The sequence below is a fragment of the Pseudomonadota bacterium genome, assembly GCA_037200975.1.
Lineage (GTDB): Bacteria > Pseudomonadota > Gammaproteobacteria > Steroidobacterales > Steroidobacteraceae > CADEED01.
In genome coordinates this window covers 2,761,474-2,784,636 of sequence record JBBCGI010000001.1, presented here as the reverse complement: position 1 = coordinate 2,784,636, position 23,163 = coordinate 2,761,474, and the positions used below count along the sequence as shown (strand labels likewise).

Here is a 23,163-nt window from a genome sequence, read left to right as displayed (position 1 = left end):
GCGCCTCAATCCTTCAATGGAAATCCACCGCGCGGCAACGAATCCCCGCCGAGCGGCGCCCGATGCGGGCAAGTGCAACGAACGACTACTCCTCCGCCCTTGTTATTCGCGATGGTGACGTCTCCGCCGAGCATTTGCGCGCGATATCGCATGAGTTTCATGCCCATTCCGTTGTTGCTGGCGTTTCTCTCATCGAAACCCCTACCGTTGTCCTGCACGCTCAGGGTCAGAGTGCCTTCTGCCGTGGCCAGTTCAATCGTGACCTGCGTAACTCGACCATGGCGAATCGCATTCGTGAACGCTTCCTGCGCGATCCGATAAAGGTGCGTAGCGGCGCCGTCGTCGAGAGTCAGCGGTTCCTTCAAAGAGGTATTGAACTGGGCTCTCACCCCATAACGTTCCATACCGCGCACGGCCATCGATTGCAGGCCGGCGATGAGCCCACCGCGATCAGCACCCACCGGCGCCAGACCGCGCGCCATCGCGCGCGTGCTTTCGATGGCCCCATTGACCAGGCTGATGATGTCTTCGACATCGGTGCGGGCCGAGGAATTTTCCTTGCGAAGCTGGGCGACCACGCTGCGCAGCATAAGCGCAACACCGGTGAGGTCCTGACCGAGGCCGTCGTGCAGATCCGAGCCGATGCGCAGTTGTTCGCGGCCGGCGATTTCGAGGATCTCGCGCTCGAGGCCGCGGCGCTCTGTCACGTCGGTGATGACGGCAAGGCGATGCGTGGCGCCATCGACGTGGGTCAGCGTCGCGACGCAAGCCGCATCGAACGTGGATCCGTCGCGGCGCCGGCACTTGAACTCCACCGGCGCGAGCCCCGGCGGATCGCTCATCGAGCCTAACAACTGGTGATCGAGCCGGTTACGGCGCACGCCCGGCGCCTGCGCGATCAGATCGTTGATCGAAGTGTCGACCGCGGTGCCGGTGGCGAACCCGAACATACGTTCGAAGGCCGGATTCGCCATGCGGATCATGTCGACCGCGTCGATGACCACCACGCCTTCGTGCAGCAGCTCGAACATGCGCGCCTGCGTTTCGCGCAGATGCATGGCGGCATGTTTGTCGGTTATCTCGGTGATGTTGATCACCGCGCCGGTGATCTGGCCGGAGGACCGCACCGCGCGAATGCGCGAATCGAAGCAGCGGCCGCCGTACTGCGAGCCCGAGCTCGTGAGCTGCAGATCGAGCGATTCACCCGTGGTGAGCACCTGCGTGAGGGCCGCCAGGATCCTGGGCTGATCCTCGGGCACGGCGATCTCGTCGAGACGCTGGCCAATGATGGATTCGCGTGAATGCGAGCGGATGCCGCGATTGATGAACTGCACGCGCCGCTCCGTGTCGACCAGGATCAGCCAGTCGCCCGTGCCGGCGGCGACGATCTGCAACATTTCCTGCGACGCGCGCAGCGCCTCCTGGTCGCGCGCCTGCTCGCTGATGTCGATCGCCACGCCGACCACGCGAACCACCCGTCCGGCCGCATCGCGCACCACGCAAGGCGAGTCGAGCAGCGTGACGTAGTGGCCGTCACGATGGCGGATGCGGTACTGGAGCGCGACCATCGACTCCGCGTTGCGGTCGAACCATTGGCGCAACAACGGCTGGTCGTCGGGATGGACCAAAGCAGCCCAATCCACGGCGCGCGGCAGGGCGTCCGCCGGGTATCCGAGGACGCGTTCGACGCCTTCGCCGGTGGAAAGCCCGGTCTCGGCGTCGATCTCGTAGATCACGCAGCGCAGTTCGCGCGCCACGGCGCGGAAGCGCTGGTCGCCGGCCGACAGCGCGGTCTCGCGGATCTTGCGTGCCGTGATGTCGACCACGAGGCCGAGTACCCGGCGCGTCGTACCGTCCGCAGACCGCTCGACCACGTGGGCGCGATCGAGCGCCCAGTGCCAGCTGCCGTCGGTATGCCGAAAGCGGTATTCGGTTTCCAGCACCTGGGCGGATGGATCCACCTGCCGCAGCCGCTCGCGAAACTTCTCGATTTCCTGGTCTGGATCCGTGCCGAGCATCTGCCGCCAGGTACGGATGTTGGCGCGGCCGAAGGCGGGGTCGACCCCGAACACGTGGTAGTAGCCATCGGTGTGATTGGTCTCGTTGTGTTCGACGTCCCAGTCCCACACGCCAGCGGTGGTCAGATGGAGCGCCGTCTCGACCCGTTCGTTGCGCGCGTTCGCGCGGCGCTCGGCGACCTTGGTCTCGTCGAGATCCATACACACGCCGAGCATGCGGATGGCCTTGCCGTTCGCATCGCGCTCGACCACGCGGCCGCGTTCGAACACCCAACGCCAGATGCCGCTCTTCGTCTTGATGCGGTATTCGGCGTCGTAGTAGTCGGCCTTGCCCGCGACGTGTTCGCTGAACTTGCGCGTGGCCTCCGGACCTTCGTCCGGATGCAGATTGTCGTCCCAGCGTTGCACGTGGCCGTCGCCGTCGCAGGGATAGATGTCGTGCCGGTCGCACCAGTCGTTGAACCAGCGCGTCTTGTCGGTGATGAAATTCGTCTCCCACAGGCCCACGCCCGCGCCCCAGGCCGCGGTCTCGAGCATGTGTTCGCTCGACGACAGATGCGCCTCGGCGCGTTTGGCGCCATCGATGTCGAGCGTGACGCCGATGACCAGCACCGGGTGCCCGTCCAGATCCCATTCGACCGCGCGGCCGCGGTCCTGCATCCAGCGATATTCACCACTGGCCGTCTGGAAGCGGTATTCGAATTCGACCGAGTCGCGCAATCCCTGCGTGTGTTCCTGCAGCTGCCGGTCGACGCGCTCGCGATCGTCGCCATGCAGATTGCTGAACCACGGGTTCGGCATCGCGTCCCACTGCGCGCGCGAATAACCCGTCATCGCAAGCCACAGCGGACTGGCGGTGCGCGCGTTGCTGGGTACGTGCCACTGCCAGAACGCGGCGCGCGCACCCCACAACGCGGTGGCGAGGCGCGACTCGCTGTCGCTGCGCGCCACCTCCTCGCTCTTGCGGCGGTCGATATCCAGCAACAACCCGGTAATACGCGCGGCCGCGCCATCGCGCTCGCGTTGCACGACACGGCCACGGTGCAACACCCACAACCAGCGATGCCCCGCGGCTAACAACCTGTACTCGCATTCGAAACGATCGCCGCCGTGGTGACACGAATCGGCCGCGGCGTTGAATGCGCCAACGTCGTCGGGATGAATGCGGCGTTTCCACTCGGCGATCGTGTTGGTGGCACTGACCTCGACGCCGAACGCGCGCACCCAGGCCTCATCGATCTGGAACCGGTCGGCGGCCAGCTGCCAATCCCAGACTGCCGCCTGCGCCAGTTCGAGCGCCGAACGGAATTCGGCGGGCAAGGCAGCGGCCCCTTCGGTTTGCGTGGCTTCAGGACGGGCGTTCATGACCAATTATTGTTACCTGCGCCGGGGCAAACACACCTTGACCTACTCGCCAGATTTCCACGATTCAGGCCCCCAGCCAGCGGATTTGAGTCCGCTTCCACGATTCTGCGACTATTGGGCGGCCGGATAGGGCTTCTCGTAAGGGTCGTACGGCTACTGCCGGTCATAACCTGTCAGTATTCTCTGACATAAGGTTTTGACAAAACCTGCTTCGAATAACTAATGGACTAGCGGGGACGACACAGTGATTGACGGCAGCACGACGCGAAATCCCATGGTCGCGGACTACTCGGAATGGAAGGCTCGCGACTACTTCCAGACGTACTACAGCGAGGTAGTACTCCCGGACGAGCAGGCCGTCCTCGCCTATCAGATCGATGTACTGCGCGCGGCGCGCGCGCGTTTCGGCCGCGGTCTCGAATACGGCTGTGGGCCCACGCTGCACCGGGCCATCGCGGCGTCGAAGTATACGTTTCGCCTCGACATGGCCGACTGGCTGGCGGACAACCTGGCCGAAGCGCGTGAATGGCTGTGCGCGGATGAAAGCGCTTCCGAGTGGAAGCGTTTCACCCGCTACGTGCTCGCCTGCGAAGGGCATGCGCGACCGAACCTCTCGCGGGTCGTCCAGCGCGAACAACAGACGCGCAAGGTAGTTAGAGGGCTGTACGTGAGCGACGCGCGCCTGCGCCAGCCGCTCGGGCCCACGCGCGAAGGGTTCTACGATCTCATCATCACCGGCTTCTGCATCGACGCGATCTCGAGCGACCGCTCGGTGTGGCGCAACTGCATGCGCAACGTCACCTCGATGTTGCAACCGGGCGGCACGTTCATCATTCACGCCTTGCACCAGTGCAAGGCGTACAAGTGCGGCGACCGCATGTTCCCGGGGTCGAACCTCTCCATCGACGACATGCATGAAGCGATGCTCGACAACGGCTTTGCGCCCTCGAGCATCGACGCGCAGGTGATTCCGTGCCGCGACAACAATATCTACGGTTATTCCGGAATCCTGACGGCCTCGGGCCGCAAGGCGATCAAGAAGCGCTAGGGGAAGCAAAAAGGGGACAGATCTATTTATTGGATGGCACAACAAGCAGAGCCAATAAATAGATCTGTCCCCTTTTTCGCATTCCCCATTTCATAGGCGCTGCAGCAGCCAGACGACGCCGGCGGCGCCCAGCGCGCACGAACCTAGCGGCATCACGCCGCCCGCATACCAGCGAGTGCCGCGCGCCATATAGATGAGCGGCAACACCAGCGCGACGATGCCGAGCTGCGCAATTTCCACGCCGATGTTGAAGCCCGCCAGCAGCGGCAACAGCGCGATTCCGGTCGCGTCGATCTCGCCGAGCGCGTTCGCGAAACCGAAGCCGTGTACGAGTCCGAACCCCAACGCCAGCGGCAGACGTAGCCGCGACAAGCGCGGCAGCAGGTTGATGCCGCCCGCCACCGCGATCGATGCGGCGATCGCGACCTCGATGGGCTGCGTCGGCAGATGCACGGTGCCGGTGACCGCGAGTGCGAGCGTGGTTGAATGCGCGACGGTGAACGCCGTGACGATGGTCACGATGTCGCGCGCCACCTGCGTAAACCGCGTCTGACCCTGCCACTTGCCATCCACCGGCCGCAACACCGACGGCAACAGCAGCAGCAACACGAACGCGATGTGGTCGTACCCGATGACCACGTGCCAGATCCCTTCGCCGACGAAGCGCTCGAAACTCGCCCAGGCCGAAGCCCTCGCGGGTTCATTCCATTGCGGCGCTTCGGCACCGATCGTGCCGGCGAGTTGCTCGTTGCCACGCGTCGCGCTCAACAACAGCCGTTGCGAAGCAGCGCCGCTCATGAACAATCCGCCCGACAGCGCCAGCAAGCCGGGGTGCGGGCAATCGGCAATCATCGCAACCGACAGGAAGGCCTGGTCCGCACGTGTGGTCAGCGCGAGATCCTCGACGCGCAGCGCACACGCCAGACCGCCGCGATACAAAACGATCTGACCGCGTACCGCGGTCTCTATGGTCGCCCGCGCGGTCGCGACTTCCGCCGCGGTGACCACGCCATCGAAATCGCGATCGATGAACACGGTCCAGACGAGATCGTGCAGCGGCAGGTCCCAGCGCACACCGACCGGCCCAGCCGCGTCCGGCACGTCGAGCCGCACGAAACTCGTGCTGACGGCATGAGCCATCGCCGGATGGTGGCCCAGGACACCGAAACTCAGCAGCGCGGCGAGAGCCAGACGTTTCACGCGCACACTCTAGCTGCCGCGGCACGGGAAGGTCGATACAGGGACGCGAGCGCTGCGTACGGATATATTCCCCCGCACATGTCGCCGATCCCTTCGCACAAACTCACCGCGTTGAGCCGCCTCATCGGCGGCACGCCGCTGCTCGAGATCCACTGCCGATATCGCGGGCGCGCGCAGCGCATCTACGCCAAACACGAGGCGTACAACTTCACCGGCAGCATCAAGGACCGCATGGCGTTGTACATCCTGCAACGCGCGTACACGAGCGGCGAGATCGCGCCAGGCGATGTGATCGCCGAAGCCACGAGCGGCAACACCGGCATCTCCTTCGCCGCGATCGGCCGCGCGCTGGGCCACCCCGTGCGCATCTACATGCCGGACTGGATGAGCCGCGAACGCGTGCTCGTCATCCAGAGTCTCGGCGCCGCCGTCATTCCCGTGTCGGCGGAGCTGGGCGGATTTCTCGGCTCCATCCGCATGGCCGACGAGTTCGCGCGTGAGTCCGGCCATGTGTTCCGGCCGCAACAATTCGACAACGCCGCAAACGTGCAGGCGCATTACGAGACCACGGGTCCTGAGATCACGGCGCAACTGGCGACCATCGATCGCAGGCCGAGCGCCTTCGTTGCCGGGGTCGGAACCGGCGGGACGGTCATGGGTGTGGCGCGCCACCTGCGCGAGACCCTCGGCGCCGTCGCGGCCCATCCTCTCGAGCCGGCCAATTCACCGACGCTGCGCACCGGTCACAAGACCGGCCGCCATCGCATCCAGGGCATCAGCGACGAATTCGTGCCGTCCATCGTGAAGCTGGGCGAGCTCGGCCGCATCCTCGACATCTGGGACGGCGATGCCATCGTCATGTCGCAGCGGCTGGCGAATGAGCTCGGCATCGCCGTGGGCATCAGCTCCGGCGCCAACCTGCTGGGGGCACTGGAGATCGCGCATGAACAGGGCGACGCCGCCTGTGTCGTCACCGTGTTCTGCGACGACAATAAAAAGTATCTTTCCACCGACTTGTGCAGCGACGAGGAATGCAAACCGCACTACCGCTGCAACGACGTGGAGCTGCTCGATTTCCGCGTGATCCAGCCCTGTGCGTCCGGGGCGCGCGGCTAGAACCCCGCGAGTAACGCAACCGCAACGTGCTGCGTTGTAGGCTGCGCGAAATTCCGGGGTTCCAAAACAATGAAGCAGGTTGGCTTTCGCCTGAGCGTCCTTGCGCTCGGCACCGTGGCATCGCAGGTATTCGCCGCCGGTGTGCCCACCGACGATCTCGACGAGGTCGTGGTCACGGCGCGGCGCCATAAACTCATCGGCAGGGTCGAATCCTCGAGCCAGGGCACCGTGACCCGCGCGCAGCTCGAGACGCGTCCGGTGCTGCGCACCGGCGAGCTGCTCGAGACCGTTCCCGGCCTCGTGGTCACGCAGCACAGCGGCGACGGCAAGGCGAACCAGTATTTCCTGCGCGGCTTCAATCTCGACCACGGCACCGATCTGGCGACCAGCGTCGACGGCATCCCCGTCAACATGCACACGCACGGCCACGGGCAGGGCTACACCGACATCAACTTCGTCATCCCCGAGCTGCTCGACCGCATCGAATACAAGAAGGGCACGTACTACGCCGACGAAGGCAACTTCTCCGCGGCCGGCGCGGTGGACCTGCGCTACCGGCACAAGCTCGACGACACATTGCTGTCGCTGACCGTCGGCGAGGATTCATACACGCGCGGGTTGTTAGCCGGTTCGGCCGGCCTCGCGGGCGGCGATCTGCTCTTCGGTCTCGACTACAGCGCCACGGATGGTCCGTGGGATCTGAAAGAAGACCTGCGGCGCGTGAACGCCCTGATCAAATATTCGCGCGGCGAGCGCCACGACGGATATGCGATCACCGCTTCGGCCTACGACGGCCGATGGAACTCCACCGACCAGATTCCCGAGCGCGCCGTGACTTCCGGCCTGCTCGACCGCTTCGGCTTCATCGACGGCAGCGACGGCGGCGAATCGCACCGCTATGCATTGTCGCTGGACGTGGCCAAACCACTCGGCGACTGGAACCTGAACGCCAATGTCTACGCGCTCGATTACCAACTCGATCTGTTCTCGAACTTCACGTACGCATTGAACGCGGTGGATGGCGACCAGTTCGAACAGTTCGACGACCGCAAGGCGTATGGGCTGCATGCCGACATCAGCCGCGCGACGAATTTCGGCGGCCTCACGGGCCAGCTGCGTTTCGGCCTCGAATCGCGCTACGACGACATCGGCCGCGTGGGGCTGTACCTCACCGACGAGCGCGTGCGCCTGACGACCATCCGGCAGGACTCGGTCGAGCGGCTCGGCCTCGGCTTCTATGTAGAACAACAAGTGCAGGCCACCGACTGGCTGCGCGTGATTGCGGGTTTGCGTCACGACCGCGCGGATTTCGACGTGCGCAGCGGCCTCGCGCTCAACAGCGGCAGCGCCAGCGACTCCATCACCAGTCCCAAGCTCTCGCTGGTGTTCGGGCCATGGGCCGAGACCGAGCTGTTCGTGAACGCCGGACGCGGCTTTCATGAAAACGACGCGCGCGGTACCACCATCCGTGTCGATCCGGTCGACGGCACGACCGCGGCGGATCGCGTGAACCCCATGGTGCGCGCCACCGGCGCGGAGATCGGCGTGCGCACGGCGCTGGTGCCGTACACGCAGCTCGCGGTCACCGCGTGGACCCTCGACCTCGATTCGGAATTGCTCTACGTCGGCGATGCGGGCGCCACCGAGGCGAGCCGCGCCACCAAACGGCACGGCGTCGAAGTCGGCGTGTACGTGATGCCGCGCGCGTGGCTCACGCTCGATGCGGACCTCGCCTGGTCGCACGGCCGCTTCAGCGAATTCGACGCCGCGGGAGATTTCATCCCCAACGCCGTAGAGAGCGTCGCGTCGGTCGGCGTCGCGGTCCAGCATCCCAGCGGCTGGTTCGGCGGCGCGCGTTTCCGCCACTTCGGCGCGGCGCCGCTGGTCGAAGACAACAGCGTGCGTTCCGATCCGACCACGCTCGTGAACCTCGAGATCGGGCGACGGTTCGGCAAGCGGTTCTCGGTTTCGCTCGCGGCCTACAACCTGTTCGATTCGAACGACAACGACATCACTTATTTCTACGAGAGCCAGCTGCCCGGCGAGAGTGCGCCGGTCGAGGACCGACATTTCCACCCGGTGGAGCCGCGCACGCTGCGATTGACCCTGGAGACTCGTTTCTAACGAGTTGTGAGGCGATGCGCGGCCGCGCGTAGAATCGCCGCCATGCTTGGCCTCAGATCGCGCGCCGTTTCCGTGGCTTCGGCATGTGCCGCGGCGTGTTTGCTGTCGTACACCAGCTCCATCGCCGCGGCGACCGACGCGCCGGACAAGAAGGCGCCGACCACGGTGAAGAAGCCCGTGCCGGCAGGCCCGAAGCCCGCTGCGTCCAAAACCAGCGCGGGTGCGGTCAAGAAAGCGCCGCCTGAGAAAGCCGCTCCGCCGCCGCCCCCGGTCGAATTGATCGGCTTGATCGTGATGCCTACCAATGCGCTGCGTGACGGGCCGCCGTCGGGCCAGTTCGACGGCGCAGGCCGGCGCGGCGCCGCGGCGCGATTCGAATCGCAGCCGGTTCAAGGCGTCAGCTCCATCAAGCCCGGCCCTACCGCCGGCGCCTGGTGGGCGCTCTCCGACAACGGCTTCGGCGCCAAATGGAACAGCTCCGACTACCGGCTCTGCATCTATCTATTCGACGTGCGGCCCCGCACCGAAGCCGGTACCGATTCGCGCACCGCGTTACAGGCGGTCATCGAACTATCCGATCCGGCGAAATTCTTTCCCTTCCGGCTCACCGACGAGAGCGAGCCCGAGCGCCTGCTGACCGGCGCCGACGCCGACCCGGAATCGCTGGTCGCGATGCCCGACGACACCTTCTGGGTGGGCGACGAATTCGGACCGTGGCTGCTGCACTTCTCGGAGGACGGCGAGTTGCTCGCGCCGCCGGTCGAATTGCCCGGCGGATTGCATTCGACGGATCACCCGCTGGTGATCGCGCATGCCGAAGAACCGCGCATCGCGCATTCGCGCGGCTTCGAGGCGATGGATCTGTCGGGCGACGACAAGACCCTGGTGACCATTCTCGAAGGCCCGGTCGCGGGCGACCCGCCGAAAACATTGCGCGTGCAGCGATACGACACCGCCGCCGGCAAGTGGCTGCCGGTCACTCTTATATATGAGCTCGACGCGGATACGGTTTCGGTCACCGACATGTCGCGGATCGAGGGCAATCGCTTCGTGGTCATCGAACGCGACAGCCTCGAAGGTGACGCGGCGAAGGCCAAGCGCGTCTATTCGATCGATCTCGACAATGCGGCGCCAGGCAAACCGCTGCAGAAGAAGCTGGTCATCGACCTGCTGTCGATCGGCAATGCCCGCGGTCTCGCGCAGGTCGCGACACCGGGGGCGCCGTTCCGCTTCCCGTACCTGACCATCGAATCCATCCAGGTGCTGGATCGCAAACACGTCGTGATCGTGAACGACAACAACTTCCCGGCCACCGGCGGGCGCGGCGCGAATGTGCCGGACGCCACCGAGTGGATCTGGCTCGAACTGCAGAATCCGTTGTGACGCTGATCGCCATCAAGGATGCCGGACTCGCGTTCGGCCTCACGCCGCTGCTCGACGGCGCCGCGCTCGCGGTGCAGGACGGCGAACGCATCGGGCTCATCGGCCGCAACGGCACCGGCAAGTCGTCGCTGCTGTCGGTGTTGCTGGGCAAACTCGCACTCGATGAGGGCGAAGTGCAACGCAAGCCGGGGCTGACCATCGGCAGCGTCGAGCAGGAGCCGGTGCTGCCGCCCGCCGATACCGTGCGCGAGTCGCTGCTGCTGCACGGCAAGTTCGACGACATGCACGACGACCGCCGCCGCTATGCGATCGAGGCGCGGCTCACCGAATACCTGCACCGTTTCGAGGTGAACGAGGAAGCGAATCCCGCGTCGATGTCGGGCGGCGAACGCAAACGCGCCGCGCTGGCGCTGGCCTTCGCGCTCGAGCCCGAGATCATGCTGCTCGACGAACCCACCAACCACCTCGACTTGGACGGCATCGAGACGCTCGAAGAGCTGCTGCAGAAGAACGTCACCTGCATCGTCATCACGCACGACCGGCGCTTTCTCGACAAGGTGGCGACACGCATCGCCGAGCTAGATCGTGGCCAGCTGCGCACCTTCCCGGGCAACTACAGCGTCTACGAGCAACGCAAGGCCGAGATCAATCTCGCAGAAGACCTGGCGAAGCGCCGCTTCGAGAAATTCTGGGCGCAGGAAGAAGTGTGGATCCGCAGGGGCGTGGAGGCGCGGCGCACGCGCAACGAAGGCCGCGTGAAGCGGCTCGAACACCTGCGCGAGGAACGCGCCGCGCGGCGCGAACGCATCGGCAGCGTGCGCCTCAACGTGGACACGGGTGAGCGGTCGGGAAAACTCGTGGCGGAGTTCGAGAACGTCAGCAAGACTTTCGGCGAACGGAAGATTCTCGACGATGTCAATTTGCGCGTGATGCGCGGCGATCGCGTCGGGTTGTTAGGGCCGAACGGCGCGGGCAAGACGACCATGATCAAGCTGATCGTGGGCACGCTCGAGCCGGACAGCGGACGCGTCAAACGCGGCACCAACTTGCAGGTCGCGTACTTCGACCAGTTGCGCGAGCAGCTGGATCCCGAGCGCACGCTCGCGGAGACCGTGAATCCCGGCTCGGACTGGGTGGAGATCGGCGAAAGCCGCAAACACATCTCGAGTTACCTCAACGATTTCCTGTTCGACAGCCGGCGCGCGAACGCGCCGATCCGCATGTTGTCGGGCGGCGAGCGCAATCGCCTGCTGTTGGCGCGGCTGTTCGCGCGGCCGGCGAACATGCTGGTGCTCGACGAACCCACCAACGATCTCGACATCGATTCGCTGGAATTGCTCGAGACGATGCTGGTCGATTACCCGGGCACGCTGCTGCTGGTCAGCCACGACCGCACGTTCCTCGACAATGTCGTGACGCAGACGATCGCCGCGGCGGGCAAGGGCCAGTGGCATGACTACGTCGGCGGCTATACCGACTGGCTCAGGCAACGCACGTTGCCGCGCGCGGTGTCCGTGCGCCGCGCCGCGCCCGCGGCGCCGGCTGCGCTGGCGCCGGTTGCCGCGGCACCAAAACGCAAACTCAGCTTCAAGGAGCAGCGCGAGCTCGAATCGCTGCCCGCGGACATCGAGAAACTCGAACGCGAGCAGCTCGAGTTGACGGAGAAGAGTTATTCGCCCGATTACCACAAGGCGGGCGCGGAGCAGATGCGTCGCGATCGTGAACGCGCCACCGAACTAGCCACCTTGATCTCCACCAGCATGGAACGCTGGGAGACATTGGAGGCGCTCGCCTCGAGCATTGCGGCGTCGAAGTCGTGAAACCCGGCCAGCCCAACAAACCACCCGCCATTCGTATCTGGAAGGAAACTGCGCATCGCGGCGGCAAGGGCGTGAGTGCGATCAACGGAATTCCGCTGCCCGGTCCGCAGCTCGAAGAGATCTGCAGCATGCTCAAGAAGAAGTGCGGCACCGGCGGAACCGTCAAGAACGGCGTCATCGAAATCCAGGGCGATCATCGCGACCGGCTGGTGGAAGAGCTCAAGAAGCTCGGTTACACCGACGTGAAAAAGGCGGGCGGGTAGATTTAGCCGTTTTTACACAGTCCTGTTATGGAATTGCAAAGTTGCGCTGGCGAAATCGTCGCCATGATCGCCTCAACCTTGCAGACCGCGAGCCGCGCCGTACCGACCGTCGGCGTGGTGTTTACAACCTACAACCGGCCCCAGGATCTGCGCCGGGTTCTCGCGGGATACGCGCGGCAGAGCCATCGCAAGTTCGAAGTAGTGATCGCCGACGACGGCTCCGGCAGCGAAACTCGCGAGTGCATCGAAGAGGCGCGTCGAGAATGGCAGCTCGACATCCGGCACGTGTGGCACGAGGACATCGGTTTTCGTAAATGCCGCATCCTCAATCGCGCCATCGCGGAGACCAGCGCCGAGTACCTGATCTTCACGGATGGAGATTGCATTCCGCATCCCGAATTCGTAGCGGGGCATCTGGCGCTCGCGCGGCCAGGTTATTTTGTTTCTGGCGGCTGCGTCCGCCTCGGCAAGACGGCGACCGACGCCATCGACTCGCGCCACGTGCTCGCCGGCAGCGTGTTCGAGTCGCGCTGGCTGGCCGAACTTGGCGAGTCGCCGGTCAACCTGCGCAAGCTGCTGTTTTCGGTGCGGCCGTGGCACAACCTGATGAACGGCATCACGACCACCCGCCCCACCTGGAACGGCCACAATTCATCGACGTGGCGCGAAGAAGTGCTCGCGGTGAATGGGTTCGACGAGCGGCTGGGTTACGGCGGCCTCGACCGTGAGTTCGGCGAGCGCCTCGAACGCTGCGGCATGCGCGGCATCCAGGCGCGTTATTCGCTGATCTGCCTGCACCTCGAACATCCGCGCCCGTACCGCGCGCGCGAAATCATGGACGCCAACAAGCAGATCCGCCGCGACAACGCGCGCCGGCGCGTGCGGCGCACCGCACACGGCCTCGTCGCCCAACAACCCGGAGTGCAGCGCTGGTAGTAAAAGGGGACATGCCTATTTATCGGCGGCCGATAAATAGGCATGTCCCCTTTTACTTGCCGCGTACGCCGCCGGTGAGCACGATGCGCATCGCCTGCTCGACTGACAGATCCGTCTCGTGAACCTTGCTGCGCGACACGTACAGCGTGTACCCGCCGATCTGGTAGCTCATCGGTAGATAGACCGCGACGAGATCATCGCCGCCGCCGATACCCAGCGTGTTGGCGTGTTCCTGGGTCACGAAGCCGATCAGCTTGCCCGGGCCGTAATCGAGCGTAACCACGCGGTCGAGATCACCTTTCTTCTTGTCGGTGTTCACCAGCCGCGTCATGTCACGGATCGCGCTATACACCGTCTTGACCACCGGCACGCGCAGCAGCAGGTCTTCGCCCAAGCCCAGCACGCGGCGCACGACGAAGGCGTTCACCGCGAGCCCGACGAGGAACAGGATGACGAAGCCGGTGACCAGACCCATGCCCGGCCAGTAATTGTCCCCGACCACGAACTTGATCGGCTTCGACAGCAGACTCTCGGTGGTGATGCCCAGCCAGTACACGAAGTACACGGTGAGTCCGATGGGCAGGATGGTCACCAGCCCCTTGAGAAGAATGCTGCCGATCTGCTTCATCGATTACTTCTTCGGCTTCACGAAGCGCAACGTCATGCGATCGGATTCGCCGATGGCGTCGTACTTGGCGCGATCGAACGCAGGATCGACCGGCTTGCCGTCTTCCGACGACTGGCGCGTCGGCGGCAGCGTCCAGACGCCAAACGGATGATCCTTCGTGTCCTTGGCGTTCGCATTGATCTCCGACTTGCCGTCGAGCTTGAAGCCCGCCTTCTCCACCGCGTCGATCACCGTCTTCTCCGGCACGTAGCCGTTGAACACGGAAGGATCCTGGTCCGCCTTGGCACGATGCTGCTCGATCGCGAGCACGCCGCCCGGTTTGGTTGCCTGGAACACGTTGGCGAGGTTCTTGTCGACCGAGCCACCACGCTGCCAGCCATGGAAGCCGCGCGTCAGCACGACGAAATCGAACTTGTTAGCCGGCAGCGGCGCTGCATTGCCGCCCCAGTTGACCAGGTTCACCTTGCCGTAGACCGCGACGTCGGAATATTTGGCCGCGAAATCGGCGCGGCCCTTCTTGGCGTTCTCCGACAGCTTAGGATCGCCGAGGTCGGCGGCTGTCGCATAGAACTCGCCTTTGTTGGCGCGCGCAAACGGCGCGAGAATTTCGGTCCACCAGCCACCGCCCGGCTGGATTTCGAGAATGGTGGCGCCGGGCTTCAGGCCCCAGAACTCGAGCGCATCGACCGGATGGCGAAACGCATCGCGCTCCTTGGCATCGGCGCTGCGCCAGCTGCCGGCGACGGCCTGCTCGATGGCAACCACGCTCTTCTTGTCAGCGGCCGCGAAACTGGCGCTGGTGGCGAGAGCTCCCAGCGCTACGGCTGCGAACAGGGTTTTGAACTTCATTGAGGTCCCCTCTCGATTCGATTTGCGGGCAAGCATGCTAATGAATCCGCACGCGTTCGGCCACGGATACCGCCTCGCCTACGCCTTGGCGATCAACTCGAAGGAACGCAGCCTTGCCGCGTGTTCATAGACATCGGAGACGATGATCAACTCGTCGGCGGCGGTCTCGGCCACGAGCGCGTCGATCCCCGCACGCACGGTGCTTTGAGACCCGACGATCGAGCGCGCGAGCATCTGCATCGCCTGCGCCTTCTCCATCGGAGACCAGTAACTCTCGATGTCATCGATCGGCGGCTGGCTCAAGCCGCGCGCGCCGCGAAACATGTCCGCGAACGACATCTGCTGCGTGGTGAACAGCCGGCGCGCTTGCGCATCGGTCTCGGCGGCGATGATGCTCACGCCGACCATGACGTAGGGTCTGTCGAGTTGCCTCGAAGGCCGGAAGCGGCTGCGATAGATCTGCAACGCGGACATCAGCTGCTGGGGCGCGAAATGCGACGCGAATGAATATGGCAGCCCGAGCTGCGCGGCGAGCATCGCGCCGAACGTGCTCGAACCCAGGATCCACAACGGCACACGCGTGCCCGCCGCCGGCACCGCCTGGATCTGCTGGCCCGGTTCGACCGGCTCGAAGTACGCCTGCAACTCGAGCACGTCCTGTGGAAAAGCCTCTGCCGCAGCCGGCGAAGTGCGCAATGCCTGCACCGTGAGCTGATCCGTTCCCGGCGCGCGGCCGAGCCCCAGGTCGATGCGTTCCGGGAACAGGCGCGCGAGTGTGCCGAATTGTTCCGCGATGACCAGCGGCGCGTGATTCGGCAGCATGATGCCGCCCGCGCCGACGCGGATGCTCTTCGTTCCGGCCGCTATATGCGCGATGACGAGCGACGTCGCCGCGCTCGCGATACCGGGAAAGTTGTGATGCTCGGCGACCCAGATGCGGCGATAGCCCAACGCCTCCGCATGCCGGGCGAGATCACGCGCGTTGTCGAGCGCGCCCCGCGCATCGGTTTCCTGGGTGACGCGAACCAGGTCGAGGATCGACAGTGCAACCATGGGGGATCTCGGTGCGATTAAATCTGGAGTCGTGGCTGACGGCTATGTTGGCTCGTCACTGTGGAGGCGATTTACTGTTCGTCAATCTCAGAAAGGTCTCCTAGCGGCTTTTGGCTCAGGGTAGATGTGTCCGGTGCGGGTTGCGGCCTCGTTCATACGTCCGCGCCAGAAATTGCACGCAAACGCGCGGCGACCAGACGCGACTTCCCTTCGTTGGTGTCGTCCTGAATGATCCCGGGCAGGTAATGATCGAAATCCAGCATGGCCAGCAGTTTGCGGCACTGTTCTTCAAGGTATCTCCGCAATTCCGCCGGCGCTGTCACGACCTCTTCGATCAGCTCGGTGCGGCCTGAGACGACATTCAGGATGTCTTCCAGATCGTGGCTTGCGAGCAGGTCACCCTTGCCGCGATTGCGAAACGCTTCGAACTTGGTGGCGAGAAATGCCGGTCCACTGATCAGGCGAATTTGCCGGCCACTCGGCAACTTGACTGCCAATGCCGTATCGGTTGCGACGGAATACCACGGATGCTGAAGCCCAGTACGGATGGATCGGTAGGCATCAAGTCCACTTTTATGGTGCCGTGCACCCAGCGGCAGATCGGTGCGTCCTGACTGATGTCGTGTTTGAATCCCAACGATTCGAACTGCCTCTCCACGTGTTGATAGTCGACGCGTGTGGTCGCACGAACCAGCAAATCCACGTCCAGCGTCGCACGTACCGGCGGCGCTGCTCTGTCCGTGATCAGCAGACCGGCGGCACACCCACCCACGAACACTAACTGCTCGCGCAGTGAGCCCAGGGCGTCGGCAACCAGTTCCAGCTGCTCGACGTTCGGATCCTGCAGTGTCACCGCAGCCGCTCTTCCAGTATTTTCTGTGCCAGCGCGCGCTCTCGAGCCTGGCCGGCTCGCAATCCGTCGAACAACGCAAGTAGTTCGTAGAGCTTCGGATCGCGTTGGGACGCATCGGGCACGGATGGATAAAGCGGCGCCAGCGTCACTCCACGAGTGTCGCCATTCTTGTGAGGCCAGACCGGGACCGGGTCGGAAGATGGTGCAATCTCTGCGTTCAACGGCGGCGCTGCGTACGCAGTAGCTACCCCACGGGCCAAGCGTCCGTGAACTGCCGGAAAGGCATAACGCGCGCCATGCAGAACGAACTCCCGAAGCTGGGGTTTGAGAAGCGCGACCTTGCGGTCGCGGATCGAGGCAAGACCCGCCGCTACCGCCCGTTTGATAGACGCGTGAACGGCTGAAGGGGCCAGGCCTGTCTGGGCCGAAAGATCCGGGTAGGTGACACTGCCATCGCCGTGAGTGAGCAAGGCGAACAGGACGAGTAAATCCTGCGGCTTCAGTGCGATTTGGCTGCTGCTGAGCTTGGCCATTCTTGATTCTTGAATTGAGAATAGGGAAGGAAAGGGAAGGTATATGGAGGCCCCCGCGCACGTCAATGTTCTCATTTCAAGAATCGAGAACGGGCGCAGGAGTCTGTTCACTATTTTCAAGCAATATCAATCGATTGGACTTCAGGAGTGCAAATCAAACACCGTGTGAATCGCTGTAATCCCGTTAACTGACTGCCAAAATCCACTCTTCTATATTCGATCCACCGCTCCCTCGCGACAAAGGCGCTTTAAAGGGAGCCATGAATCAGTCTGCGGTAAATGCCCGTGCCGCGTTGGTCAGGAGTCAGACCGTACGAACAAATTCCGTTTCAGTGGTCGTGCCACATCGAACACAGGCAGGGCGTATTCGAACATCACAACTTCCTCGATTTGACCGGCAAGGATCCCTCGCTCGAATGCATCAAACGTATGTGCGAAGTCATTCGCGCCGACGACAATGGGCCCATATTTGTGTACTACGCAACTTACGAGAAAGGCCGCCTCAAGGAATTTGGACAGCGTCATCCTGAGTTCGAGCGCACGATGGATTCGTACATCGCGCGCTTGTTCGATCTGCATCCGCTCGTCAAATCGCATTTCTATCATCCGGCGATGCGCGGCTCATTTTCGATCAAGAAAGAAGGGCGGGTTTGCTCGCGTATTGCGGACAGGACACCTGGGCCACGATCGAAGTCGCGTACTTTCTCGAGGACAAAGCCCGACCGATGCGATCTCGTTGACGGAAAAATTGGAGCGGGTGATGGGAATCGAACCCACGTTAGTAGCTTGGGAAGCTACAGTTCTACCATTGAACTACACCCGCGCGGGGAAGCGAGAATAGCCGAGCCGCAAACACCTTCTCAACAAAACGCATGTCCCTACCGCGAATATTGATCGTCATGGCGCTGCCGCAGGAGTCGCGCGGCCTGCTGGAGCGCGCCGGAGCAGACGTGCTTTATACCGGCGTCGGCAAGGTGAATGCCGCGCTGACGCTCGCGCGCAGGCTCGCGGAAATCCGCTGCGCGGGCAATGGCCTGCCGCTGGTGGTGAACATGGGCACCGCCGGCAGCCGCAGCATTCCCGCCCATACCCCGGTCGCGGCCACCCGCTTTGCCCAGCGCGACATGGACGTGAGCGGGCTTGGGTTCGCACCCGGCACCACGCCATTCGACGCCACGCCCGCGATCATCGAGTTCCCGCCGGTGTTCACCCAGCTGCGGCCCGTGCTGTGTTCCACCGCAGACTCGTTCGCCACCCATCGGCACGAAATCAGCGGCGATGTAGTCGACATGGAGGCGTTCGCGCTGGCGCGCGTGTGTCTCGCCGAAAACGCAAGCTTCGGCTGCGTGAAATACGTCACCGACGGCGCCGACGCGGATTCCGCCGCGCACTGGGAGGCAGCCCTGGATAATGCGGCGCACGCCTTCGTCACCGCTTATGAGTCCTTGCGCACAACCTGATGAACGAGATTCGCAACCGTCCGATCCGCAGCTTCGTGATGCGCACCGGCCGCATGACGGTCGCGCAGACGCGCGCGCTCGAGCAGCTCTGGCCGCGGCACGGCGTCGATTTCTCGTCGCAGCCGTTGCCGCTCGACGGCCTGTTCGGACGCCGCGCGCCGCGCACGCTCGAGATCGGCTTCGGCAATGGCGAACACCTCGCGGCGTTGGCCGCCGCACACCCCGGGCGCGACTATCTCGGCATCGAGGTGCATCGGCCCGGCGTCGGTCACCTGCTGCTCCAGGTGGAGACGCACAGCCTCAGCAACGTCCGGGTGATCTCGCATGACGCGGTCGAGGTGCTGCGCGAGCAGATCGAGCCCGCCTCGCTCGACGAGGTGTTGTTGCTGTTCCCCGACCCCTGGCACAAGAAGCGCCATCACAAGCGGCGGCTGATCCAGCAACCATTCGTCGAACTCATTGCTTCGCGGATGCGCCCCGGCGCCGTCTTCAAACTAGCTACCGACTGGGAGGAATACGCGCTGCAGATGCTCGAGGTGCTGGGCGCGGCAACGGCGCTGTTCACGAATCTTTCCCCCACCGGCGACTGGATGCCGCGCCCCGAAGAACGCGCGCCCACGCGTTTCGAGAAGCGCGGCGCGCGGCTCGGCCATGGCGTGTGGGACCTGAGTTTCGAGCGGCGCGCCTGACTACTGCGCCTTGAGCACGGCCTGCAGCCCGGGCACCAGCGCCTGCATGTTCGCATCGCCGCTCTCGCGGGCATTCACGTACAACGCGTAGAGGAATGCATTCAGGTTGTGATGCCTGGCCAGGCCGGCACGCGTGCGATAGGCATCTTCTTTGCTGGTCGACGCTGGCGGCGCCGCCAGTGCGCGCAACCACTGCTCCCATTCCGCCGCCGTGAACAGACCGCGTTGGGCGATGAACAGCACCGGCCGAGCGAGACGCTCGGATTCGCCGTCGATGTAGGAGTGATCGCCGGCCGGCGCGACCTGCGCGGCAACCGCGCTCAGTAACCGCTCGAGAGCGGCACGGTCCACCGCCGGATTCAACGCGAGCTGCAGAACCAGGTCCGCACCATGCGCTACGCCGTGTCGCCAGCCTTCCTTCGGATCGAAGCCCCGATAGTCGCGGACCGAGGCGAGGTAGCTCGCAGCTTGGACGACCAGAGTGGCGCGCTGCGCGGAAGTGAGCCACGGCGTCACGCGATCGGTGCGTGCGACTTCGGACAAAGCGAGCGCGGCAAATGGCTGACGGAATCCGCCGCGATCGGCCTGCCCGGGTTCGAGCATGGCGCTGAGGCGTTCGAGCAGCTGCGTCCGCGTATCAACATCGAGGCGATTCGCGCGCAGCCACGTGTAGTAAGCCTCGAACGCGATGCCGTCGCGCAATTGCGGGTCGGCAACGGCGAGGCAAGGCAGCAGCGCCAGCGCGAGTGCCTGGCGCCGTGCGTCGTCGGCAATCTCGAAACCCGCAGTCTTCAGGGCCGCGAGTGAATCGCGTTCTTCACCGGGCGGCGGGCAGGCCGCAAGCCCGGGGCGCGCCGCCGCAAGGCACGCGAGCATCGCCAGTAGATTGAGGAGCGGCGCCCGGCCCACGCGATGTCCGTCACAGGCCCGCGAAACTGGCGCGTAGTCCATCGACGACAAACTGAACGGCCAGTGCTCCCAGCACGACGCCGAACAATCGGTTCGCCACGTTCGTGCCGGTGACTCCGATGATGCGCATGAGCGGAGCCGCCACCCACATGGCGAACAAGCAACATGCGAGCACCACGAGCGCACAGCCGAACATCACCAGGAACTGCACAGGATGCTGCGTGACCGGAATCGGTCCGAACCAGAGCAACAATGTCGTCAATGCACCAGGACCGGCCATGAAGGGGAATGCAAGCGGGAAAACCGCAATGTCCGCGCGCTTGCGGCTCTCTACTTTCTCGTCGCTCGAAGTGCGCGTGCCGGATTCGCGGGCGAAGACCATCTCGAGCGCGATGAGGAAAAGCAACAGTCCGCCGAAAATCCTGAACGAGTCGATCGAGATTCCCATCGCCGATAAAAATCCGGCGCCAACCAATGCAAACAGCAGAAGTATTCCGCTTGCAACCAGCACGGACTTGAGGGCCATCTTGTGTTTGAAGCGCGCGCTCGCGCCATCGGTGAGCCCGGAGAACACCGGGATCAGCGAGATCGGTTCGACCACGACGAAGAACACGATGAAAAACTTCAGTGCTTGTTCGAGCATGATGCTTTGCGCAAGAAATTCGTTCTTGTAAGTGCCACTTTTCGGGAGCAACATGATTGCGACTCACGGAAAAGCCCGGTCAGCATAGCAGCAACGCGATTCGGAGGGATTCGATGAAACCCACCATCGGCAACTGGTATCGCATTCAAGGAAGCGAGTCGTTCGAGGTGGTCGCCTTCGACGAAGACGACGGCACCATCGAGCTGCAGTACTTCGACGGTACGGTTGAAGAGATGGATCTCGAGGACTGGAACGCTGCGAAGGAAACCGGCGCGCTCGAAGAAATAGAACCTCCCGAAGACTGGACTGGCTCCGTCGACGTCGATCCCGAGGAAGACGAAGCGCGCAGCGCCACCGGTGGCTTCGACAAGGACGACGACCGGCGCCAGAGCGCCAGCAAGCTCGATGGGCTCGACCTGTTCGAATAGCCGTCGTCAGTAGTTAGAGACGCCTACAGCGCGTTCGCCAGCGCCTGCGGATCTGCGCCTTCCGCCAGCAGCACGAAATTCCCCAGCACCTCGATCGGCACCGCCGTCAGCGACTGTCCCGGGCACGGTCCGGCGATACACAGGCCATTGTCGCGCGCGAACAGCGCGCCGTGCGAGGCGCACAGGATCAGGTTGCGATCGGACGTGAGAAACCGGTTCGGCCGGAAGTTGAGCGGATGCCCGGCGTGCGGGCAGGTGTTGACGTAGGCAGCGACTCCCGTGGCCGTGCGCACGACGAAGCCGCGCAACGGCCAGTCGCCCTCGCCGACGGCGAAGCCGCGGCTGCCGGTCTCGTCGAGCTCGCTCAGCGAGCACAACACGCGCGTGGTATCAATTTCGCGCGGCGGCGATGTCATGGCGCGAGAGCCACAGCAGCAGCAAGAGCCCGGGAATACTCAACGTGGCGGTGTACAGGAAGAAGTCTCCGTAGCCGAGCGCGTCGACCATGAAACCGGACGTGCCCATCAGCAGCTTGCCCGGCAGCGAATACAGCGACGACAACACCGCGTATTGCGTGGCGGTGTACTTGGCGCTTGTCAGGCTCGACATGAAGGCGATCAACGCGGTGCCGTGAACGCCGAGCGCGAGATTGTCGAACCCGACGATGAACGACAGCCCGAGGTCGGTCGCCGGTCCGCGTGCGGTGACGTGGCTCACCCAGAACGCAAAGGTGCCGTTCTGCGCGCACTCGAGCGGCATGTGGCACGCGTATGCGCCATAGGTCGCATAGAACACGTTCGAAATGATGACCAGCACACTGCCCAGCAAAAGGCCGCGGATGCGGCCGATCTTCGCGACCAGTACGCCACCGAACACCGCGCCCACCAGCGTCGACGGCCAGCCGAAGAATTTCGCGATGACGCCGATCTCGGCCACGCTGTAGCCGATATCTATATAAAAGGTGTTGGCCATCGTGCCGGACACGTAGTCCGTGAGCCGGTACGACGCGATGAACGCGAAGATGAGCAGGCCCAGGCCCAGGCCATAACGCCCGAAGAAGTCGACGATGGGCGCGACGACGGCGCCGAAGAACCACGCGCCGGCGCTCTGCAGCCAGCGCGGCCAGTGCGCGCGCGTCGCCAGCCAGTCGACGGCGCGTTGCTCGCGCTGCTGCGACACGTTCGCGATTTCACGCACCGGTTCGAGCACGAGGAAAGTGGTGATGATGCCGATGCCCATGAGCGCGGCCATCGTCATGTAGCTGGCGCGAAAACCCGACTCGCCGGCAATGACCAGCGCGCCGGCCGAGGCCACCATGAGCCCGCTGCGATACCCGATCTGGTAGGCGGCAGCCATCGCACCTTGTTTGTCAGCGGGGGCGGACTCGACGCGCCAGGCATCGAGCGCGATGTCCTGGGTGGCGGCAAAAAACGCGACGCCGAGCGCGAACACGGCGATGTGAGTCACCCCCTGCGCGGGATCGCTGAGCGCGACATTGAACAGGCAGATCGCGACGCCGATCTGCGCGACCAGCATCCAGGAGCGGCGGCGGCCGAGCAGCTTGTCCAGCACCGGCAGGCCGACACGATCGACGATGGGCGCCCACAGAAACTTGAACGAATAACAGAGGCCCACCCAGGCCAGCATTCCGATGGTGGCGCGTTCGATGTGCGCGGTCCGCAGCCACGCGGACAAGGTCGAAAAAACCAGATAGAACGGCAACCCCGCCGAGAAGCCGAGGAACAGCATCGACAGCACCGGCCGCTCGGTGTAGACGAGCATTGCCTGACCCCAGCTGCGTTTTGCGGGCGTTTCAGCAGCCATCGTTGGGTATCATTCGCACCG

23 protein-coding genes and 1 tRNA gene are annotated in these 23,163 nt (G+C 64.1%); 10 read left to right on the top strand and 14 right to left on the bottom strand.

Features of this window, described 5'->3' with window-relative positions; genetic code table 11:
• Nucleotides 1-5 precede the first annotated feature (5 nt).
• Nucleotides 6-3,383, bottom strand: a complete 3,378-nt coding sequence (locus tag WDO72_12605) for a PAS domain-containing protein (protein ID MEJ0086520.1) — start codon at nt 3,381-3,383, stop codon at nt 6-8.
• A 244-nt stretch (nt 3,384-3,627) separates the two neighbouring features.
• Between WDO72_12605 and gntF the strand changes: the two genes are divergently transcribed.
• Nucleotides 3,628-4,431, top strand: coding sequence for a guanitoxin biosynthesis pre-guanitoxin forming N-methyltransferase GntF (gntF, locus tag WDO72_12600; GenBank protein MEJ0086519.1), 804 nt, complete (start codon nt 3,628-3,630; stop codon nt 4,429-4,431).
• A 90-nt stretch (nt 4,432-4,521) separates the two neighbouring features.
• Here the strand turns inward: gntF and WDO72_12595 are convergent, their stop codons facing one another.
• Nucleotides 4,522-5,631 carry a HupE/UreJ family protein gene (locus tag WDO72_12595; GenBank protein MEJ0086518.1) on the bottom strand — a complete coding sequence of 370 codons (1,110 nt, stop codon included), beginning with the start codon at nt 5,629-5,631 and terminating at the stop codon, nt 4,522-4,524.
• 78 nt (nt 5,632-5,709) lie between these two features.
• Between WDO72_12595 and WDO72_12590 the strand changes: the two genes are divergently transcribed.
• The 6 genes from WDO72_12590 (at nt 5,710) to WDO72_12565 (ending at nt 13,273) form a co-directional block, all read left to right on the top strand.
• The gene (locus WDO72_12590) at nt 5,710-6,747 is read left to right on the top strand and encodes a PLP-dependent cysteine synthase family protein (GenBank protein MEJ0086517.1); all 1,038 of its coding nucleotides are present in this window, start codon (nt 5,710-5,712) and stop codon (nt 6,745-6,747) included.
• 69 nt (nt 6,748-6,816) lie between these two features.
• Nucleotides 6,817-8,871 carry a TonB-dependent receptor gene (locus WDO72_12585; protein ID MEJ0086516.1) on the top strand — a complete coding sequence of 685 codons (2,055 nt, stop codon included), beginning with the start codon at nt 6,817-6,819 and terminating at the stop codon, nt 8,869-8,871.
• Between the two features lie 42 nt (nt 8,872-8,913).
• Nucleotides 8,914-10,254 (top strand): esterase-like activity of phytase family protein, encoded by a 1,341-nt coding sequence (locus WDO72_12580; protein ID MEJ0086515.1) that lies wholly within the window; start codon nt 8,914-8,916, stop codon nt 10,252-10,254.
• Nucleotides 10,251-12,074 carry an ATP-binding cassette domain-containing protein gene (locus WDO72_12575; protein ID MEJ0086514.1) on the top strand — a complete coding sequence of 608 codons (1,824 nt, stop codon included), beginning with the start codon at nt 10,251-10,253 and terminating at the stop codon, nt 12,072-12,074. The genes WDO72_12580 and WDO72_12575 overlap by 4 nt, the downstream gene beginning before the upstream one ends.
• Entirely contained in the window at nt 12,071-12,337 is a 267-nt protein-coding gene (locus WDO72_12570; protein ID MEJ0086513.1) for a stress response translation initiation inhibitor YciH, read from the top strand. Before WDO72_12575 ends, WDO72_12570 begins: the two co-directional genes overlap by 4 nt.
• 63 nt (nt 12,338-12,400) lie before the next feature.
• On the top strand, nt 12,401-13,273 hold the full coding sequence (locus WDO72_12565) for a glycosyltransferase family 2 protein (protein MEJ0086512.1): 873 nt from the start codon (nt 12,401-12,403) through the stop codon (nt 13,271-13,273).
• A gap of 52 nt (nt 13,274-13,325) precedes the next feature.
• Here the strand turns inward: WDO72_12565 and WDO72_12560 are convergent, their stop codons facing one another.
• From WDO72_12560 to WDO72_12525, 8 genes are all read right to left on the bottom strand, one after another.
• Nucleotides 13,326-13,901, bottom strand: a complete 576-nt coding sequence (locus WDO72_12560; GenBank protein ID MEJ0086511.1) for a DUF502 domain-containing protein — start codon at nt 13,899-13,901, stop codon at nt 13,326-13,328.
• A 3-nt stretch (nt 13,902-13,904) separates the two neighbouring features.
• Nucleotides 13,905-14,750, bottom strand: a complete 846-nt coding sequence (locus WDO72_12555; GenBank protein MEJ0086510.1) for a methyltransferase domain-containing protein — start codon at nt 14,748-14,750, stop codon at nt 13,905-13,907.
• A 78-nt stretch (nt 14,751-14,828) separates the two neighbouring features.
• On the bottom strand, nt 14,829-15,803 hold the full coding sequence (locus WDO72_12550) for an LLM class flavin-dependent oxidoreductase (protein ID MEJ0086509.1): 975 nt from the start codon (nt 15,801-15,803) through the stop codon (nt 14,829-14,831).
• 152 nt (nt 15,804-15,955) lie between these two features.
• Nucleotides 15,956-16,300 carry a hypothetical protein gene (locus WDO72_12545; GenBank protein ID MEJ0086508.1) on the bottom strand — a complete coding sequence of 115 codons (345 nt, stop codon included), beginning with the start codon at nt 16,298-16,300 and terminating at the stop codon, nt 15,956-15,958.
• A complete protein-coding gene (locus WDO72_12540) occupies nt 16,261-16,656 on the bottom strand; it encodes a hypothetical protein (GenBank protein MEJ0086507.1) in 396 nt (131 codons plus the stop codon). The genes WDO72_12545 and WDO72_12540 overlap by 40 nt, the downstream gene beginning before the upstream one ends.
• Entirely contained in the window at nt 16,653-17,189 is a 537-nt protein-coding gene (locus tag WDO72_12535) for a helix-turn-helix domain-containing protein (GenBank protein MEJ0086506.1), read from the bottom strand. Before WDO72_12535 ends, WDO72_12540 begins: the two co-directional genes overlap by 4 nt.
• 297 nt (nt 17,190-17,486) lie before the next feature.
• A complete protein-coding gene (locus WDO72_12530; protein MEJ0086505.1) occupies nt 17,487-17,786 on the bottom strand; it encodes a hypothetical protein in 300 nt (99 codons plus the stop codon).
• A 152-nt stretch (nt 17,787-17,938) separates the two neighbouring features.
• Nucleotides 17,939-18,012: transfer RNA gene (locus WDO72_12525), tRNA-Gly, on the bottom strand.
• Nucleotides 18,013-18,061: 49 nt separating this feature from the next.
• On the opposite strand from WDO72_12525, the gene WDO72_12520 reads away from it, so the two are divergent.
• Nucleotides 18,062-18,649, top strand: coding sequence for a 5'-nucleosidase (locus tag WDO72_12520; GenBank protein ID MEJ0086504.1), 588 nt, complete (start codon nt 18,062-18,064; stop codon nt 18,647-18,649).
• Nucleotides 18,649-19,338, top strand: a complete 690-nt coding sequence (gene trmB, locus WDO72_12515; GenBank protein MEJ0086503.1) for a tRNA (guanosine(46)-N7)-methyltransferase TrmB — start codon at nt 18,649-18,651, stop codon at nt 19,336-19,338. The genes WDO72_12520 and trmB overlap by 1 nt, the downstream gene beginning before the upstream one ends.
• Here trmB and WDO72_12510 read toward each other — a convergent pair whose 3' ends face one another.
• Nucleotides 19,339-20,214, bottom strand: coding sequence for a DUF2785 domain-containing protein (locus tag WDO72_12510; GenBank protein ID MEJ0086502.1), 876 nt, complete (start codon nt 20,212-20,214; stop codon nt 19,339-19,341). It lies immediately after the preceding gene.
• A 43-nt stretch (nt 20,215-20,257) separates the two neighbouring features.
• Nucleotides 20,258-20,944 (bottom strand): MarC family protein, encoded by a 687-nt coding sequence (locus WDO72_12505; GenBank protein MEJ0086501.1) that lies wholly within the window; start codon nt 20,942-20,944, stop codon nt 20,258-20,260.
• A 59-nt stretch (nt 20,945-21,003) separates the two neighbouring features.
• Here WDO72_12505 and WDO72_12500 point away from each other — a divergent pair, with 59 nt between their 5' ends.
• On the top strand, nt 21,004-21,318 hold the full coding sequence (locus WDO72_12500; GenBank protein ID MEJ0086500.1) for a DUF6763 family protein: 315 nt from the start codon (nt 21,004-21,006) through the stop codon (nt 21,316-21,318).
• Nucleotides 21,319-21,341: 23 nt separating this feature from the next.
• Here WDO72_12500 and WDO72_12495 read toward each other — a convergent pair whose 3' ends face one another.
• Nucleotides 21,342-21,734, bottom strand: coding sequence for a Rieske 2Fe-2S domain-containing protein (locus tag WDO72_12495; GenBank protein MEJ0086499.1), 393 nt, complete (start codon nt 21,732-21,734; stop codon nt 21,342-21,344).
• Nucleotides 21,709-23,142 carry an MFS transporter gene (locus tag WDO72_12490; GenBank protein ID MEJ0086498.1) on the bottom strand — a complete coding sequence of 478 codons (1,434 nt, stop codon included), beginning with the start codon at nt 23,140-23,142 and terminating at the stop codon, nt 21,709-21,711. The genes WDO72_12495 and WDO72_12490 overlap by 26 nt, the downstream gene beginning before the upstream one ends.
• Nucleotides 23,143-23,163 lie beyond the last annotated feature (21 nt).